15 protein-coding genes and 1 pseudogene are annotated in these 16,946 nt (G+C 63.5%); 8 read left to right on the forward strand and 8 right to left on the reverse strand.

Annotated features, from left to right (window positions below; translation table 11 throughout):
* Positions 1-64: 64 nt before the first annotated feature.
* The gene (locus tag NGM07_RS13680; RefSeq protein ID WP_253512503.1) at positions 65-1,309 is read right to left on the reverse strand and encodes a cation:proton antiporter; all 1,245 of its coding nucleotides are present in this window, start codon (positions 1,307-1,309) and stop codon (positions 65-67) included.
* A 270-nt stretch (positions 1,310-1,579) separates the two neighbouring features.
* On the opposite strand from NGM07_RS13680, the gene NGM07_RS13685 reads away from it, so the two are divergent.
* Together NGM07_RS13685 and NGM07_RS13690 are read left to right on the forward strand one after the other, a co-directional pair.
* A complete protein-coding gene (locus NGM07_RS13685) occupies positions 1,580-2,929 on the forward strand; it encodes a sodium/calcium exchanger protein (RefSeq protein ID WP_253512506.1) in 1,350 nt (449 codons plus the stop codon).
* A gap of 1,009 nt (positions 2,930-3,938) precedes the next feature.
* Positions 3,939-4,661, forward strand: a pseudogene (locus NGM07_RS13690) (DUF2270 domain-containing protein).
* A 262-nt stretch (positions 4,662-4,923) separates the two neighbouring features.
* Here NGM07_RS13690 and NGM07_RS13695 read toward each other — a convergent pair.
* From NGM07_RS13695 to NGM07_RS13705, 3 genes are all read right to left on the reverse strand, one after another.
* On the reverse strand, positions 4,924-5,109 hold the full coding sequence (locus NGM07_RS13695) for a hypothetical protein (protein WP_253512508.1): 186 nt from the start codon (positions 5,107-5,109) through the stop codon (positions 4,924-4,926).
* Entirely contained in the window at positions 5,106-5,459 is a 354-nt protein-coding gene (locus tag NGM07_RS13700; RefSeq protein ID WP_256523820.1) for a HalOD1 output domain-containing protein, read from the reverse strand. The genes NGM07_RS13695 and NGM07_RS13700 overlap by 4 nt, the downstream gene beginning before the upstream one ends.
* Before the next feature lie 87 nt (positions 5,460-5,546).
* Positions 5,547-6,176: a helix-turn-helix domain-containing protein gene (locus NGM07_RS13705; RefSeq protein ID WP_253512514.1), complete on the reverse strand. Its 630-nt coding sequence runs from the start codon at positions 6,174-6,176 to the stop codon at positions 5,547-5,549.
* A gap of 208 nt (positions 6,177-6,384) precedes the next feature.
* On the opposite strand from NGM07_RS13705, the gene NGM07_RS13710 reads away from it, so the two are divergent.
* Together NGM07_RS13710 and NGM07_RS13715 are read left to right on the forward strand one after the other, a co-directional pair.
* Complete coding sequence (locus NGM07_RS13710) at positions 6,385-7,041, forward strand: helix-turn-helix domain-containing protein (protein ID WP_253512516.1); 657 nt, start codon at positions 6,385-6,387, stop codon at positions 7,039-7,041.
* A 110-nt stretch (positions 7,042-7,151) separates the two neighbouring features.
* On the forward strand, positions 7,152-7,505 hold the full coding sequence (locus NGM07_RS13715) for a DUF7344 domain-containing protein (protein WP_253512519.1): 354 nt from the start codon (positions 7,152-7,154) through the stop codon (positions 7,503-7,505).
* Positions 7,506-7,874: 369 nt separating this feature from the next.
* Here NGM07_RS13715 and NGM07_RS13720 read toward each other — a convergent pair whose 3' ends face one another.
* Entirely contained in the window at positions 7,875-9,164 is a 1,290-nt protein-coding gene (locus tag NGM07_RS13720) for an MBL fold metallo-hydrolase (protein WP_253512522.1), read from the reverse strand.
* A gap of 280 nt (positions 9,165-9,444) precedes the next feature.
* On the opposite strand from NGM07_RS13720, the gene NGM07_RS13725 reads away from it, so the two are divergent.
* On the forward strand, positions 9,445-9,750 hold the full coding sequence (locus NGM07_RS13725; protein ID WP_253512525.1) for a hypothetical protein: 306 nt from the start codon (positions 9,445-9,447) through the stop codon (positions 9,748-9,750).
* Positions 9,751-9,843: 93 nt separating this feature from the next.
* Here the strand turns inward: NGM07_RS13725 and NGM07_RS13730 are convergent, their stop codons facing one another.
* From NGM07_RS13730 to NGM07_RS13740, 3 genes are all read right to left on the reverse strand, one after another.
* Complete coding sequence (locus NGM07_RS13730; RefSeq protein WP_253512528.1) at positions 9,844-10,689, reverse strand: RNA ligase family protein; 846 nt, start codon at positions 10,687-10,689, stop codon at positions 9,844-9,846.
* A 96-nt stretch (positions 10,690-10,785) separates the two neighbouring features.
* Positions 10,786-11,334, reverse strand: a complete 549-nt coding sequence (locus NGM07_RS13735) for a hypothetical protein (RefSeq protein WP_253512531.1) — start codon at positions 11,332-11,334, stop codon at positions 10,786-10,788.
* Positions 11,335-11,444: 110 nt separating this feature from the next.
* Positions 11,445-11,804 (reverse strand): group I truncated hemoglobin, encoded by a 360-nt coding sequence (locus tag NGM07_RS13740; protein WP_253512534.1) that lies wholly within the window; start codon positions 11,802-11,804, stop codon positions 11,445-11,447.
* Positions 11,805-11,980: 176 nt separating this feature from the next.
* Here NGM07_RS13740 and NGM07_RS13745 point away from each other — a divergent pair, with 176 nt between their 5' ends.
* From NGM07_RS13745 to NGM07_RS13755, 3 genes are all read left to right on the forward strand, one after another.
* On the forward strand, positions 11,981-12,349 hold the full coding sequence (locus NGM07_RS13745) for a response regulator (RefSeq protein ID WP_253512537.1): 369 nt from the start codon (positions 11,981-11,983) through the stop codon (positions 12,347-12,349).
* 66 nt (positions 12,350-12,415) lie between these two features.
* A complete protein-coding gene (locus NGM07_RS13750; protein ID WP_253512540.1) occupies positions 12,416-15,472 on the forward strand; it encodes an ATP-binding protein in 3,057 nt (1,018 codons plus the stop codon).
* Positions 15,469-16,836, forward strand: a complete 1,368-nt coding sequence (locus NGM07_RS13755) for a chemotaxis protein CheC (protein WP_253512543.1) — start codon at positions 15,469-15,471, stop codon at positions 16,834-16,836. The genes NGM07_RS13750 and NGM07_RS13755 overlap by 4 nt, the downstream gene beginning before the upstream one ends.
* Positions 16,837-16,946 lie beyond the last annotated feature (110 nt).

Here is a 16,946-nt window from a genome sequence, read left to right on the forward strand (position 1 = left end):
CCCGAGTGACACAGTCGCAGTCTACTCGTACTGTTCGACCTTTCTTTCGACCGGTTCGAGCGGATTAGGTTACACCGGTCGCTTCGAGCACGCTTGTCATCGACAGTCCTTGGAGGATCATGCTTGCGACGACAACACCAAACACCGCCGTTCTGAGCTGACCTCCGAAGGGGATGGCCGGTCCGAGACTGAGCGCGAGAGCGATCGGTATCACGCCGTGCATTCCACCCCAGATTATAACGTGCTGGTAGCTTACGGGAACGGGGTCCTCGATCACTTGGTTCAGGAGATTCATGATTCCGTAGATTACGCCAGCACGGACACCGATCAGGAGGACAAGCGTAGTTAGCACGATTGGAAGAGTACTGAGCACTTGTCTCGACGATACCTTGATGCCGATGGCGACGAACAACATCGTTTCGAGCAGGAAGACGATGCTCTCCCAAATGTCCACCAGAAACTCGAGATTCTCCTCGCTCAGTGCGTACTGTCTGGACAACGTCCCCAAGATGAGGCCTGTAACTACCGTGGCGAGAATTCCACTTACGTGGAGCACGTGTTCCGCGACGTAAAACCCCCCGTAGACCGCGATGAACGATATCATGAAAAGATTCGCTTGGTCGTTCGTTGTTCGTTGCATTCGGTACGTGGCGTATCCAATACCGATTCCGACGAGAGTTCCGCCGAGACTCACAGTGAGGAAATCGATCAGGAACGCCTCCAACTGGTCTAACGAGAAGAGTCCCGTTCCGGTAAGTTCTGTGGGGCTAGCATCCCGTACGAGTGCTAACAACGCCGAGAACACAACGATCGCAAGACCATCGTCGAGAAGGCTCTCTCCCTCGACAAGAACCGCCAGTCGCGGTGGAGCTCCCGCTTCCTCAAACAGTGAGAGGACGGCAACGGGATCGATCGGATAGGCCATCGCTCCGAACAGGAGCATGATTAACAGCGGCATTTCGAAGAGCTTCGTCCCCAGCCAGCCGATCGCTGTGATGGCGACGGGGAGCCCGACAAGAACGGTTATTACAGTAATCAGCAAGTTTTGTCGGAATCTCTCGTGGTCAATCTCCGCAGCGCCAAGGAACACGATCGCGGGCAGAAATATGAAGAGAATCACGTCGTGCGTAAAGAGAGGGTCGAGGTTGAACCCGAGGTACGTCTGAAGAGGAAAAACCGTCAACATGAACCCGACTGTGACAAGTAAAACGGTGTATGGGAACGAAGTTCGGTTTGCCAGAACCCGAACGCCGATAGCAATGGTGAAGGAGACAAGCACTCCCAAGACGACAGCGGTTGCCTCGACCATGAAGTGTTTGAACTCTACTATACCACTGGAATCTCCATTCGCTTGAATGGCATGGCCACCAAGGAACGGTAGGGACGCATCCCTAGTGGTCGGCTGTTCTACTGGAATAGCTGGCTCAAGAAGAGGGTTTCAACAGAGCCAGGAGAGTACAAGACAGCTGTTTCTGACGGTGGCTTTTCTGCCAACGTTGTAGAATCGAGTAACCCGTGTCCGAATCCGTAACGATGATGGGCACAAGAAGTAGGTGCGTGTCTCGCGGTTATCGAACTAATGCTCGATCGGTTTCGTCATCCACTTGCCGCCGTCGCCGTCGCGCTGGTAGTGACGGTACCGTGGATCTGGACATTCGTCTCGTCTGGTGGATACGGAACCGTGCACCCGGGAGAAAACATCGCGCCAGGCGTGGCCGTCCTCGTTGCTGGCCTCGCAATACTAGGTGCGGCATTCTTGCTCGCGTGGGCGACTGAGACCGCCGAAAAGGACGTCCCGCAGGCATTTGCCATCGCGGTGCTGGCAGTGCTTGCCGTGGCTCCCGAGTACGCCGTCGACGCCCTCTACGCGTGGCAGGCCGGTGCTGGCTCTAGGGAGGCTGCCAACCTCGCAGTAGCCAACATGACCGGTGCGAACCGTATTCTCATCGGCCTCGGATGGTCTGGGATTGCGCTGTTCACGATCTACCGCGCGAAGCGCACCGCCGACGCGGCGGTTGAGCACCGCCCGGGATTCCTCACAGATGCGGTCAGTCTCGACCGAGACATCGCCACCGAGATTACGTTTTTACTCGCGGCGACTGCGTACGCGTTTTTCGTCCCCTTGAGTGGCGGTATCGGGCCGCTTGATACCCTCGTTCTCGTCGGACTGTACCTTCTCTATCTCCTCGTCGTCATCCGCGGTGACGTCGATACGTCCGAGGAACATGTTGGCGTCCCTGCATACTTTCAGCAGTATCCGAAAGCACGACGGATTGCAGTCGTCCTCTTTGGCTTCGCGTTTTCGGGCACGATGATCTTCACTGCGGTACATCCGTTCGCCGAGGGACTGGAGCAGTTGGGGCTACAGTACGGCATCCCCGAGTTCTTCATGATTCAGTGGCTCGCACCGCTGGCCTCGGAAAGCCCCGAACTCATCGTCGTCGCCTATCTGGTGAACAAAGCGCGCTCGACCGCCGGGTTCAATACGCTCATCTCCTCGAAGCTCAACCAGTGGACGTTGCTCATCGGGACACTTGCTGTCGTCTATTCCATCTCCGCTGGCGCTATCGGTACCCTCCCGTTCGATTCGAAACAGGCAGCAGAGATCTGGATCACCGCCGCCCAGAGCCTCTTCGCGATCGCCATGCTGACGAACTTCGAAATCAGTACTCGTGAGGCGGTCGCGCTGCTCGTCCTATTCGCGACGCAGGTTCTCGCGGAATTCTATGTGATTCAGACCTATGCTGAACCGGCCGCGACACGGATCAGTATGTCCATCCTCTACGCCTACACCGCGGTATACGTCGTCCTCGGTGTCGGATTGTTCATCACTCGGCGCGAAAGTGTCCGCGAACTCCTCGAGCGAAGCGCCTCGAACGCTCGGACTGCAATAGGAGCCGGGACGGGCCAGACTGAGCACACAGATTGACAGCGATGCAGTAACAGAGACAGACAGTCTGGTGGCGAGTGAACCGGAAGATTGCCCGAGTCAAGGGTGACGAATCACTGAACAACGGTAACCCGAAGGGGAGTAATCTCACGGTAGTCGGAGGGCACATTTCGGTAGCGGTCCCCTGCGACCGCAACCGAGCCATGCTTGAACGGCCGGTCGGGGCGTTCAAGCACACCCCAGTTGCTTCAGCACCCGTAGAACTACTGCTAAGACCTGATTCGTTCGTGTTCCGGCGCGAGGTCAAGAAACACCTCGTCTTCAGCACCACACGTTAGACAGACATGCACGTAATAGAGTCCGTCCTCATCGCGCTTTTCGATACGCCACTCCGACTGGGCTTGGGCTTCGTTTCCGCATACCGGACAGCGTTTGGGATGGTCCTGGAAGTACGTGCTCGTGAAGTCGATGAACGACTTCGTCCCGTGACGGTGTGTCCGCATCGGTCAGTGCGTACGGTACCTCCGTGTATTAGCGCGCCCCTTAGGTCTGCGTACTATCCAGTGTGGCAGGGTAGCGACACGTGAAATCCGGCGTGAAAGTCACAGAGGGTAGTGTCAGCCGACAGTTCAGTCAGTCGAGACGGTTCGTTCGGCAATCACCAGCGCCTGTAACGCCGATCGGATGTGATAATCTTTCTCCGAGCGTATATCCGTGTCTAGCGCTCCTTCGAGATGACCGCTTGCCAGCTCCCGAACTCGACTGTCGATCAGTAGCGTGTGGTTCTCCTCGTCGGCCTGCGGTGTGATATCCACAGATGCCCACGGTTCCATGCGGTAACGTAACGCACTCTAACCGCATTTTTCCATGCCCTGGTAGACGAGGGTATATTTGTTTCCACCGGTCACCGAGCGACGAGGATGGAACGACCGATTGACACCGACACTCGGTTCGGCATATTATATCCGGGAACTGAGTCACGTCCGTTCCGTTCGCTTCGGAATCTGTCGTACCGCCGGTTATGTGAACGAGGGGCGTAGACACCGGCATGACCGACTCGGACAGCGATGAGTTCGACCCGACAGCACGTGAACAGCGCGAAATCGGACACGAGATGGTCGACCAGAGTACGGGTCTCGGCTCGGTGATGGCCCACGCCTACCGGGGCGAGATGGACGAGGCAACCACGTGACGGCAACGTCTCGATCAGGCGACCACGTGGGCGGTGACGGTCATCGCAGCGATTCTCACGTGGGCGTTTTCGAACGCAGACAACCCACATTACATTCTGCTCATCGGAATCGTAATCGTCACCATCTTCCTGGGCATCGAGGCCCGACGGTACCGGAATTACGACGTCTATCGATCGCGCGTTCGATTGCTCCAACAGAACCTGTTCGCAAACGCCCTCGATCCATCACAGGGCGTCGAACATCCCAACTGGCGAGCGGAACTCAGCGAGGACTACCGGACACCGACGCTGAAAGTCACGTTCGGCGAGGCACTCGCGAATCGACTTCGACGGATCTACCTCGCCTTGCTCGGTGTCCTCCTCGCCGCCTGGATCTTCCGAATCACCGCATTTACGCCTCGACAGGACTGGGTCGGGGCCGCCGGAATCGCTGCCGTTCCCGGTTCCGTCGTGGTCGGCGCTGTCGCGACGTTCGCCGCCGCGGCACTCGGAATCGCGCTCTGGCCCCGGGAACGACACGCGAAGGGAGAGTTTCGCGAAGGCGATCCGGAGACGTGGAAGGATTCCGAGGGCGAATAGAGCCGTTCGAATGAGGTGACCGAACTAACGCCGGCTCACTATCCGTGTATCAATCATATCCGTACCGTGCGCGGGAGCTTCAGCGAGATGGGTGCCTCGCATCGGATACACCCTCGACCATGACCGACACTTGCGTCGGTGCGGTAGCAAACGAACACCGCTAACGGCTCGTGGGAACGCTTCTCGAAAAGATAATCGCTCGGGTCAGCCCACCTCCCGCGCTTCATCTGGCCACGATTGTCGCGTTCTGCGATGACTGCGTTTACTCCGACGCCTCGATCTTTTGTACTTCGGTGACGATCACGTCCCAGTCCGGCTGGTCGGCACTGTTCCGACACTCCCACCCTCCTTCGACGTCGATTCCATTGGTGTACGCCCGCCGAAGGAGCGCCTTCAATTCGGCATTCAATTCGGATTTAGACGTGAGCGGCGTCTCTTCGGAAGTCATTTGTGAAATGCGCCCTCGCTCGCGGTTTCAGTTCGGTCGTGTCCCGATGGGGCGAGTGCGACGGTACCGTCGCTGTAGACGGTGATCGCGTACTCCGCGACGGTGAACCTGACCGATATATCTCCGTCCATCGGCTCCCGGACGCGAACGAGCTCATCGAGTGCGTCAGTATCGACGATGTCGTGGAGCGGATCTAGTTCGACCAAGTCTCTGTCTATCACCTCCGAGAGCGCCGCGACGACGGCCATGCTTGCGGAGGTCGTGTCCTGATCGAACTCGAATCGATACGTCTCGGAGTCCTGCTGATACGTCTCCGACTCCAACTCGACACCGGTTTGCGTGGCGATCATTACAACGATGCTAGCGGCCTCGGTCGGGTAATTCGGACTTCTGACTATACAGGAGGTATAAATGGGGGTCGAACGGTGCGGTCGGACCTACGACCTGATGAGCGTCGCGGCGATGAGCCGTCGATGCCCGCGTTTCAGTCGAGAGGAAAGCGACTGCTGGGTGATGCCGAGTTCCTCGGCGATGTCTTCGAGCGACGCCTCACGTGGTGAATTGAAGTACCCGCGTTCGTAGGCCAGTACTAGCGCCTCTCGCTGGGTGTCAGTCAACTCGTATCCCTCTCCCTGTACCGGGAGCAACGCGTGCACGGCGGTGATGTCGATAGGAATGTCGTTCTCCTGGCAGTAGGTTCGAAACTCGCTGATATCTTCCTGACTTTCGCCGCGCACCTCGAACTGCCACCCTTCCTTCGTCCCGACCCCCGAAAGAGTGACGAGATGTGTTTCAGCAAGGGCGCTCAGGACGCCAACGTACTCTTGGTCCCACTCGGCGCGCATGAGATACTCGTTCTCGACGCTATCGATGAATTCGATGTTGGTCACGCCAGCGTGGGCTTCGAACGCGGCTTCGATGTCCTCGGCATCCGCGCCACGAACCCAGAAGTACGGGATGATCAAGGTTTCGTGCGGGATGAGCCGCTCCAGTTCGACCGTCACCGCCGGCAGGTTCTCGAAAATCGTTCCCAGTGGAAACTCTTCCGCTGGACTCGTGAACTCCATTACGGTAGCCACACCGGACGCTTCGGCACGAAGCCCGATAACCGGCGCGGGTGACGTACCGAGCCTCAATTACGATGGCCGCAGACGCGATGGGCGACCGCCAATGCGGGATACTGGACGGTGGTGCGCTACCAGTTTCAAAGAACATGGTGCACCATGCCGTCCCGTTTTGTACGGGTGTGACCAACCATGATGGCAGGAACGAGTAATGAGCGTAATTGCTGAATTTCGTATTCCATCTACCGACTTCGAACTCGGCCGGATTCTCTGCGTTGAGGGTGTCACGTCCATCGAACTCGAATCTCTCGTCCCGATCGGGGAGGCTACCGTTCCGCTGTTCTGGATTCACAACTCGACACGGCAGTCGTTTCTCGAAACCGTCCAACGCCATCCCGCGGTCAACAGCGCCACGGAAGTGGACGTGTTCGAAGATCGAACGCTCTTCACGCTCGATTGGGACGCGAACCACGACCACGTCTTCCGAGGAATCCGCGCGAGCAACGGGCAACTTTTGAGTGCCATCGGAACGCCCGACGAATGGGAGTTCGAGTTGCGATTCCCCGATCACGCGGCCCTCGGCGAGTTCACGGCACACTGTGAGGACGCGCAGGTTTCCGTAGAGGTGATTCGCGTGTACAATCCGACGAAACCGGACGCCGGTCCGTGGTACGGCCTGACCCAGCCGCAGCGAGAAGCGATCCGTCTCGCCGTGGGGATGGGATACTACGACATCCCGAGAGGCTGTACGACCAAGGAGCTCGCGGACGAACTCGGGATCTCTGACCAGGCCGTGACGGAACGGCTCCGTCGTGCCATCGTGGCGCTCGTCACGTACACACTCGTCCCCTCCGAGTCGAGGGCGTGAACCGATCATCTCCTTTGTACACCATGGCAAAGGCTCACCGGGCTTGCGTGTCACTCAGTAGGTATGCACCCGACGCCGAAAACGGAACGATTGGTCTCCGGGGAAGTCGCATGACGATCCGTACAACCGAGCGGAGGAAATCGATCTCTCCCGATGTAATTCTCTCGGCAGTCGCCAACGACTACCGACGGGTCGTCCTTCGAGCATTACACCACACCGACGAGGAAGCGATGGGGGTGAACGCGCTCGTAGACCGCGTTGCCGACCGGGTTGGAAACGGTGAACCACCGGACGACGAACATCGACAGTACATTCATACTGCACTCCATCACGTCCATCTTCCAAAACTGGAAGATTGCGGGATGATAGTCCACGATACCGAAACGGATCAGGTCCGGAACGTTACCGGTGAACTGGGCCAGGAACTACTGGCGCTGGTCGCTCCCTACGAAACCGGAGAGTAACCCCGTTTGTGACGGCCGCGTCGTCTGACCGGCGGTAACGATTCGTTCCGTCGGACGGGATTCGGTCGACACCAGCGACCGACTCGGAATCGCGGTCGGCAAACTCGTCGAGTTGCACCTATGACGTCGTCTCGGTCGCCCGACAAAGCACGGCGTCACTACGGTCGGACCGTAACCGTCGAACGAGTCGAGTGCACAGCGTCGCTTCGAGAACTTCGAGGAGTCTCGGGCGATAGCTCGTCGGACCAAGCGAGTCGGTCGTTCAACGACCCGTTGTGACCGCAACTTTAGGAGTCCGCGTTCAGTCTCCCTCTCGTTTGAACGTGTACCTCGCTGAGGATTTCGACAGCGCCGTAATTCTCCCCGTTCTCAGGCGGTGATCGTAACGCTCTGTCCGAGCTCCGGGGCGCTTGCTTCGTATCCTTCCTCCCGCAGTTCGCGTGCAAATTCTTCACACCGGTCGCCGTGATTCACGAGAATCTTGGCGTCCCGGTACGAATCGAGGAACTCGAACAACCCGTCTCTGTCAGCGTGCGCTGAGAAGTCATACGACTCCACTTGCGCACTGACGGGCATGATTTGACCATCGATTTCGGCGCGACCTCTATCGAGGAGTTCGCGTCCCGGTGTGCCCTCGACCTGATAGCCCGTCATCGCAATCTTGTTCGTCGGATTCGCCCGGATTTCGGGGATATATGAAACGACTGGCCCACCAGTTAGCATTCCACTTGTCGTGACGATTGCCGTGTTTTTGTCGGCGATGCGTTTCCGTTGGCCATGCCGTCCAGTGACGAATCGGGCGTGAGACTTCGCCCGGCCGAGCGCGTCGGGGTCCCGGACGAACTCGGGATACTGGCGCGCAATCTGGGTCACTTTCTGCCCCATACCGTCGACATAACAATCGATGTCGTGGGCCTCGCAGACCATCAGCATCTCCTGGGTGCGTCCGATGGCGAACGCCGGCACCACCACGGTGCCGCCCTCCCAGACGGTCGTCCGGACGCTCTCGGCGAAGCGCGCCTCGACCTCGCGTCGGGGGTCGTGGTGAACGTCGGAGTACGTCGACTCGCAGAGCACCACGTCGGCCTCGGGGCGGGCGGTCGTCCCCGACAGCAGTTGGGTGTCGTCGGTGTGGAAGTCGGCGGTGTAGAGCAGGCGGGTTTCGCCGTCGTCGACGAGGACGTGGGCGCTCCCGGGGATGTGGCCGGCGTCGAAGAAGGTGACCTCGTAGCCCGCGTCTCGCGGGCCTCGCCCGCTCGACTTTCCCGCGGAGCTTCGCTCCGCGCACACCTCGAACGTCTCTTCGTAGCCGTGCGTCTCCGAAACCTGCGAGAGACGTTTGATTTCGGCCTTCGTGAACGGGCAGTCGTAGCTCCCGCCGTGGAGTTTGAGCGTGTCGCGGGCCAGCAGTCCCGCGAGGTCGCGGGTCGGCGGCGTCCAGTGAATCGGCGGCCGGGCGTCGCCCGACAGCAGGGAGGGGAGCGCCCCGACGTGGTCGAGGTGGCCGTGGCTCACGACCACGGCGTCGGGGTCGGGGTCCCGAACCGGGTAGGAGGGCGGGTTGCCCGTCAGCATCCCGTAGTCGAGCAGGAGAGAGTCGTCGACGAGGACGGCGGCGCGCCCGACCTCGCCCGCCCCGCCGAGAAACTCGATGTTCATTGGCAGTGCGTAGTGGATGTGGCCGCTTTCATCCGTCGGTTCGAGACGGGATTCGGTTCGTCGCCGCGAAGCCGGCGCGAAAGCGTGCGAGCACGTCTCTTGGTGTACGGTACCGCGTGTGAAAAAGTGTTAATACATATACATTTGTACAGTGTAAGTCCATGGTGTTCGACGAACGCCCCTGACGACACGCCCAGCCCGGGTGGTACGCTCGCGTACGACCGTGGCGGGGCTCCCGATTCGACGTCCGGTATGCAAACCAACATCCCACACCCCGCCAATGAACGATAGACATCATCCGCACGCATCGACCCGTCCGGCCCACCTCGAAGACGACGTTCCGCGCACGTGGCGCAGCTTCGCGCTGTCGGTCGGCCTCGTCGCACTGTTCCCGCTGACGCTGTTCGCCCTCGCCCACCTCGCGGTCGTGGCGGCCGCGCTGGTCGGCGCCTGTGCCGGCCTGCTCGCGCAACCGCTCTACCGCGGGTTGCAACGCCGACTCGACCGGTACGACTCCGACCGCTCTGACCCCGACGGCGCCGGCCGCCCGACCGACGCGCTCGGTCCCGCCGCGACGAAGGACTGACCGGCCGCGGTCGGCACGATGACGGCGCCGATCGCCGACCGCCGACTCCTTCTTTCCGCGAACCGCGGACGCCGTCGGAGCGTCCGTCCGGACTTACCCTGCGACCTCGGCGTCGAGAAATCGCCGCGCACGCGCGGCGATCTCCGACCGGAACGCCCGCGAGTCGAACGCCGCCGCCTCGTCGAACAGGCGGTCGTGTTCCTCGCGGAACGCCCGCTCGACGGTGCACTCGAAGACGGCGTCGAAGTCAGGCGTGCGCCCCTCGGCTTCGAGTTCCCGGACGACCGCCCGGAAGCGGTCGTCCGTCGCGTACGCTTCGGCGAACTCCTCCGCGGACGTCTCGACCGGGCCTCGGTCCTCTGAGTCTTCGAACGCCGGGTTCGGAAGCGTCGCGCGTTCGCCGGTCTTGTTCCGCAGCACGACGCCCTTCGCGGGGCCGTCGTACCACGCCGACTCGGGAATCTCGTATGAGTCGGGGTCGAAGTCGACCGCCCGGACCTCCTTGGCGACGGCGTTCACGGGGTCGAGGCCGAGACGCTCGTAGATACCCTCGACGGAATCTGGCGGGAGGAACGCCGCCTTCTCTTCGGACCACACGTCGGTACCCAGGAACGACGGCAGGCGGTCCCAGTCGTAGTCTATCGCCCGGCGGTGGGTCGCCACGCCGAAGAACGTCACCGACTCCACGTCGCCCACCGCGTCGCGGAGCGCCCGCCGGTCGAAGCGCTTGCGGACGTGTCGAACCGCGTGGCGGTAGGCGTCGGGAATCTCGTCGGCGTCGAAGACTCGGGTTCGGTCGCCGAAGCGCAGGAGGCCCGAGTCCCGGAGTTCGAACCGGAGGGCCGCCCCGTCGACCCGCTCCTGAATCCAGAGGTGGCCGCCGTCGAGCAGTTCGGGCGGCGCGTCCTCTATCGGGGGAATCGACGGGTATCGTCGCATCTGGGGAGTGATAGCTCGCGGGCGAAGGTAAGCGTTCTGTCGTCTTCGCGTTCACTACGACTTCGGAGGGAATTCGAGGGCATTCGTGCTGATACGTTACAGGCGGTGGCGTCGCACGTCGAGGACGTACATCCGGTCGCTTTCTGCGATGCCGACGTCCATCCCGCACCTGGTGCCGATGACGTTGGCGGCGTGTTCGGCGCCGCGAGGGAGCTCCCAGCCGGAGATCTCGGTCACCTTGGCGTAGCCGATGCCGTCTACTCGGTCGCGGTGCTGAAGTACGTGTTCGGAGGCCGAGTCGAGGTGCTGATAAAGCGTAGACGAACCCTGTCCGTCCTCGAATCGCTTGGTGATGACCGCCTCCTCGGGTTCGAGGTGTGCCAGGAACGCGTAGGCGATTACCTCCATCTCGTGGAACGCGGGACTGTGGCCGCCTGCGTAACAGTAAACGTGTTTGTCTCGGGTCTTCACGCGGAAATCGTCGGGTGACAGCGGTCTGTCCTCAAGAGACGGCGCGTCGTCGGGAAGGGTGATGTCTGCGGTCAGGCTCTGCCAGTCCCGTTCGAGAAGCGGTTCGAAGTCGGCGGCGAGGTCGTCGGGGGTTTCGGTACGTATCGTGAGACACAACGCGTTCCAACTGCCCATGTGTCAGAGACGGACACAGTCTACCAAAAGTGTTTCCTCTGTCTGATAGGTATCACCGACTACTGTGAGGACGCTCTGTTCTGGAATTCTGGCAGTTGGCCTACGGCAGATCACTCCGAGACGATGGCCGGCTGGAGTTCGCCGACGGCCGACAGTACCTCTTCGCGCTCCGTCTCGGGCACGTCGAAGGTGGCCAGTGACTCGTCGAGGTGGACCGCGATGATCTCGAAGTCTCGCTCGGTGACGTCGAGGTGGTCGTGGGCCGCCTCCATCTCGGCGCCGGAGTACTCGACTGGACCGCCCGCCACGGAGCTAAGGAACTGGGTCTGATGGGCGCGCTGGGCCTCCATATCCACGTCCTCGAAGAAGTGGCTGACGCGCTCGTCCGAGACGATGCGGTCGTAGAACTCGTCGACGACTGCGCCGATGGACTCCTCTCCGCCGAGTCGCTCGTAGAGCGTTTCGGACATTCCTACCGGAACGCGTCGCCACCGACTATTAAAATTATTTTATAAATATTGGCATATTATCGGCCATCTGGCTAGACGCCCCGCTCAGCGCCGTATTTGTCGTTAATCTCTCACGTAATCCCGGGGAAACGTTTTATGGTTCGGCTCGAAGCCCCCTTAATGATAGGGACGATGTTATGAATATCGGGATTCTACTCGTCGACGACTCGAAGTTCATGCGCCAGCGGGTCAAGAGTGCGCTCGCGGACGACGACTACCGCATCGTCGCCGAGGCGCCCAACGGCGCCTGGGCCATCCAGCGGTACAAGGAACACGCCGAGGAGGTCGACCTCGTGCTGATGGACATCGTGATGCGCAAGGCAAACGGACTGAAGGCGACGGCCGCCATCAAACAGCTCGACGAGGAGGTCAAGGTGGTGATGTGCACCAGCGTCGGCCAGCGTCAGAAGATACAACTGGCGGCGCGGGCCGGCGCCGACGCCTACATCACCAAGCCGTTCGACGACGACGAACTCACCGACGCCATCGACGGAGTGCTGTCGTGACGTCGCGCCGACCCGCAGACGCCGTCGACCGGGGCCGCCGAGATGGGACCTCGCGGGGGTGCTCGCGTGGACCCGACTGACGACGCGTTCTTCCGCGAGGCCCGCACCCAGATTCGGGCGCTGAACGACGGCCTGCTCGCGCTCGAACGCGGCGAGGAGACCGCCGCGACCGTCGAGGAACTGTTCCGGGTCGCCCACTCGCTGAAGGGGACCTGCCGCGTCCAGGGACTCGCCGACGGCGGCGAACTCGCCCACGGTGTCGAGGACGTGCTCGCCGCGATTCGGGCCGGCGAGGTCGAACCGGTCCCGGACCTGATAGACCGAACGCTCGGCGTCGTCGACCGTCTCGAAGCGACCGTCGGGGCCGCCGCGACGGGCGAGGAGACCGAGTCCGACGTCGACGCGACGCTGGCGGCGCTCCGGGACTCGCTCGACGAACACCGCGAACGAGCGCCTGAGTCGGCGTCCGGCGACGGCCCGCTCGGTGCTAACCGCTCCGAAGCCGAAGCCGAGGCCGACTGGGACCCGACCGACGAGGGTCTGAGCGACGACGTGGTCGCGGCGCTCGAAGCCACGACCGAGTTCGACGACATCGACGCCCTCGTGGCGGAGATGGACGCCGAAGGCGAGGGCGGAGACGAGGACGAACTCGACGGATGGGGACTCCTCGACGACACGGCGGGTGAGACGGACGAGAACGCGACCCCCGCGACCGATCCGCTCGCGTCCGGCGGCCTCGAAACGCCCGGCGACCGCGAAACACCTGACGACCCGGAGACGCCCGCGGAACCGTCGTCGTTCTTCGAGACGACCAAAGAGGCGGTCGACGACGAGGAGTCCATCGACGCGCTCCAGGCCGACATCGACGACGTCCAGTTCGGCGAGTTCGACGAGGACGACGAGTACACCATCGAGGAACTCATCGCGCTCGACCCCGACGACGACCTGCCGGGCGGCGACGACCCGGCGTTCGAGGAGGCTCCGACCGACGCGTCCGAGGCGGTCGACGAAGGCGAGACGTCGGCCGACTCGCCGGCGGGGGACCCGGTCGACCTCCTCGGAGCGGACGCAGTACCCGACCCGGCGTCCGACGCCGCACCGGACGCGGCCTTCGCCGAGTCGGACTCCGACTCGGCGGAGGCCGCAGGTGGGGATGACGTCCCGGTCGACCTCCTGGGAGGCGGCGACGCCTCGGAGGCGGAGGCGGAGTCTCGCCCGCCGACCGCCGATGCTGGCCTAGCAGACGCCGCTGGGACGGCAGAGGAGTCCAACGTGACGGAGTCGGCGTCCGATTCGCCGGCCGACGAAGCGAGCGAAGCCAGCGACGACGATGAGAAACCGGGCGGTTTCCTCTTCGAACACGACTCCGAGGACTCCACAGAGACCGCCGACGAGGACGCTCCAGCCCCGGTCGACGAGCCGGCGGACGCTCCGGTCGCAGAACGCGAAGACGGCGAGGCCGACACCGACCCGGTCGAGGTCGAAGCCGACGCTTCCCCGGAACCGACCGACGTCGGCGATTCGGACCACTCCGAAGACTCGGCCGACGTTCCCGACCCCGACACGACGCCGACCGACGTCTCGCTCCCGGACGCCGAGGTGCCGGCCGCCGAGGTCCCCGACCCCGACTCGCTCCCCGAAACCGACCTCGGCGTCGACCTGTCGACCGACTTCGACGAGGACCTCGCGGCCGACCTCGACGCCGGCCGCGACGCCGTTCCGGACATGACCTTCTCCGTCGACGAGGAGATGGCGGCGTTCGAGTCCCGGTTCGACGACCTGCTCGGCGACCGGTCCGGCGAGGACGCCGGCGACGACCGCGACGTCTTCCGGGCCGCGGTGAGCACCATCGAGGAGAGCCGACTCGACGCCGAGGCGTTCCCGACGACCGACGCCGGGGCCGACTCCGAGCGGGCGGGCGACTTCGACCGCTTGCAGGCGATGACCGTCGATGTCGACACCGCCGACCGACTGCTCGACGTCGCCGAGGAACTGTCGCTGACCCACCTCCGACTCGACGAGGCGGTCGGTCCCGACACCGACGACGCCATCCGCGAGGAGGTTTCGAACCTCCTACGGACCGTCACCGAGTACCGCCGCACCGTGATGGACGTCCGACTCATGCCGCTGTCGGCGGCGGTCGAAACCATCCCGCGGACCGTCCGGGACGTCGCACGCGCCCAGGACAAGGAGGTCGACCTCGACGTGGGCGACGCCGAGGTCGAACTCGACCGGAGCATCCTCGACCGACTCCGCGACCCGCTGGTCCACCTCGCGCGCAACGCGGTCGACCACGGCATCGAATCGCCCGACGAGCGCGAGGCGGCGGGCAAGCCCCGCGAGGGGACCGTCGAGATTCGCACCGAACGCGTGGGCGACGAGGTCGTGGTCGAACTCGCCGACGACGGCCGCGGCGTGGATCCGGAGGCGGTCCGCGAGCGAGCGGTCGAGGCGGGCGTGCTCGGGTTCGAGGAGGCCGAGGACCTCTCGGACGACGAAACCTACGACCTGCTGTTCGAACCCGGCCTGACCACGACCGACGAAGTGACCGACGTCAGCGGCCGCGGCGTCGGCATGGACGTGGTCCGGCGGACGGTCGCCGACCTCGACGGTTCCGTCGCGGTCGAGAGCGAACCCGGCGTCGGGACCACCGTCCGCCTGCGGGTGCCGGTGTCCATCGCGCTCACGGAGGTGCTGTTTGTGTCGGCGGCCGGCCGGACCTTCGGCATCCCGATGAGTTCGGTCGAGCAGGTGACGCCCGCGCCGCCGGTCGAGACCGAGGACGGCCGGGAGGTCGTCCGGCGCTCGGACCTCGACCTCGTGGGCGGCCTGCCCGAGGGCGTCGAGGCGGCCGACGCCTACCCGCTCGTTCGGTTGCCCTCGGCGCTCGACCTGCCCGACGCTGGAGAGCACGGCGAACGGGACGCCGACGACGTCACCCAGGTCGTCTGGATTCGCTCGGAGGCCGAACGCATCGCCGTCTCGGTCGACCGCATCGTCACGACCCAGGAGGTCGTCGTCCGACCGTACGGCGACCTGCTCGCCGACGTGCCCGGCGTCGGCGGCGCGACCACCCTCGGCGACGGCGAGGCGGTCAACGTGCTGGAGGTGAGTTCGCTGTGAAACTCGACGTCGACAGCCTCGGGACGTTCTACGAGATGGCCCGGGAGGGCGCGGGACTCGCGGCCGACCGGCTGAGTTCGATGACGGGCATCCCCGCCCGCGTCGAGGTGACCCACCTCAACTTCACCCGCGACGGCACGGTCGCCAGCGACCTGGGTGACGGCGAGTGGGTCGGCGTCCGGGTGGGCCTGACCGACGGCTTCGAGGGCACCTCGCTGCTGCTGTTCGACGCCGAGAGCGCCCGGACCGTCACGTCGGCCGCCATCGAGGGCGTCGAACCCGTGGCGGGCGAGTCGCTCCACGAGAGCGCAGTGACGGAAATCGGCCAGGTGATGAACAACGGCTTCGTCGACGGGTGGGCGAACGTGCTCGACACGAACATCGACGTCTCCGCGCCGACGTACGTGACCGCCGACGAACTCGGCGGCGTGCTGGCCGACTCGACGCCGACGCCCGCGGCCGACGAACTCGCGGTGCTGTTCCGCAACAGCTTCGAGGCGGTCGGCGAGGAACTGACCTTCCGTCACTACCTCCTGCCCGCCCGCGACACCGTCGAGCGCCTGTTCGCGGCCCGCTCGCCGGCCCGCGCCATCGAGTTCGAGAAGCTGGTGGGCTTCGACCGCATCGCCCAGCGCGGCGCGGCCCAGGTCGCCCGCAACCTCACGCGGATGTCGGGCATCGAGATGGACGTCGACATCCGGCGCATCGACTTCGTCTCGCTCGACGCGATTCCGAGCGAGGTGTCGCCCGAACCGATGGTCGGCGTGGCGTTCAGCTTCGCCGGCCTGCCCAGCGGCTACCTCCTCTTTCTGTTCGACGAGCGTTCGGCGCGTCGACTGGGCGGCACCGACCCGGAGGCGCCCTCGTCGCCGGACTCCGAGACGGCACCCCCGGCCGACGCGCCGAGGGCCGCGCCGGAGTCCGGCGCGGCCCTCGGCACGGAGACGGACGCCGCGTCCGGCGAGGTTCCCGCGACGGGACTCGGCGAGTTCCAGCGCGACGCCATCAAGGAACTGTCGAACGTGATGGCCAGCGGGATGCTCGACGGCTGGGCGAACCTGCTCGACACCACTATCGACCACTCACCGCCGGCCTACGCCCACGACATGGGCGCGGCGGTGGTCGACCCCCTCGTCGTCGGCCTCGGGGCGTCCCAGGAGTTCGCGTTCGTCTTCGACACTTGCGTCGAGGCCGTCGACGGCGAGGTCGACCTCGACATCTACGTCATCCCCGACGAGGCCGACCTGAAGGAGGCCCTCGGCTCGTTCGACTTAGACCGGGTGGCCGACACCCGCCCCGAGGCGTCGACCGAACTCCCGGACGTGGACGTCGACCTCGACCGACTCGACTGGGAGGCGCTCTGAGCATCGAATCGGTTCGAACGGTGTCCCGGGGTTCGCTCATCCGGCGGTTTCGGCGCGCCGGACGCCGCCGCGGCCGTTTCGGTCCTCTCCGTTAGATAACACAATCCCGA

Origin of the sequence: Halorussus vallis, assembly GCF_024138165.1 — an archaeon.
GTDB classification, from domain to species: Archaea; Halobacteriota; Halobacteria; order Halobacteriales; family Haladaptataceae; genus Halorussus; species Halorussus vallis.

Bases quoted from the DNA above. Each gene is read 5' to 3' on its own strand.
- NGM07_RS13745 (WP_253512537.1), top strand. From the start codon at position 11,981: ATGAATATCGGGATTCTACTCGTCGACGACTCGAAGTTCATGCGCCAG.
- NGM07_RS13715 (WP_253512519.1), top strand. From the start codon at position 7,152: ATGACGATCCGTACAACCGAGCGGAGGAAATCGATCTCTCCCGATGTA.
- NGM07_RS13705 (WP_253512514.1), bottom strand. From the start codon at position 6,176: ATGGAGTTCACGAGTCCAGCGGAAGAGTTTCCACTGGGAACGATTTTC.
- NGM07_RS13680 (WP_253512503.1), bottom strand. From the start codon at position 1,309: ATGGTCGAGGCAACCGCTGTCGTCTTGGGAGTGCTTGTCTCCTTCACC.
- NGM07_RS13725 (WP_253512525.1), top strand. From the start codon at position 9,445: ATGAACGATAGACATCATCCGCACGCATCGACCCGTCCGGCCCACCTC.
- NGM07_RS13735 (WP_253512531.1), bottom strand. From the start codon at position 11,334: ATGGGCAGTTGGAACGCGTTGTGTCTCACGATACGTACCGAAACCCCC.
- NGM07_RS13695 (WP_253512508.1), bottom strand. From the start codon at position 5,109: ATGACTTCCGAAGAGACGCCGCTCACGTCTAAATCCGAATTGAATGCC.
- NGM07_RS13700 (WP_256523820.1), bottom strand. From the start codon at position 5,459: ATGATCGCCACGCAAACCGGTGTCGAGTTGGAGTCGGAGACGTATCAG.
- NGM07_RS13740 (WP_253512534.1), bottom strand. From the start codon at position 11,804: ATGTCCGAAACGCTCTACGAGCGACTCGGCGGAGAGGAGTCCATCGGC.
- NGM07_RS13720 (WP_253512522.1), bottom strand. From the start codon at position 9,164: ATGAACATCGAGTTTCTCGGCGGGGCGGGCGAGGTCGGGCGCGCCGCC.
- NGM07_RS13685 (WP_253512506.1), top strand. From the start codon at position 1,580: ATGCTCGATCGGTTTCGTCATCCACTTGCCGCCGTCGCCGTCGCGCTG.
- NGM07_RS13730 (WP_253512528.1), bottom strand. From the start codon at position 10,689: ATGCGACGATACCCGTCGATTCCCCCGATAGAGGACGCGCCGCCCGAA.
- NGM07_RS13710 (WP_253512516.1), top strand. From the start codon at position 6,385: ATGAGCGTAATTGCTGAATTTCGTATTCCATCTACCGACTTCGAACTC.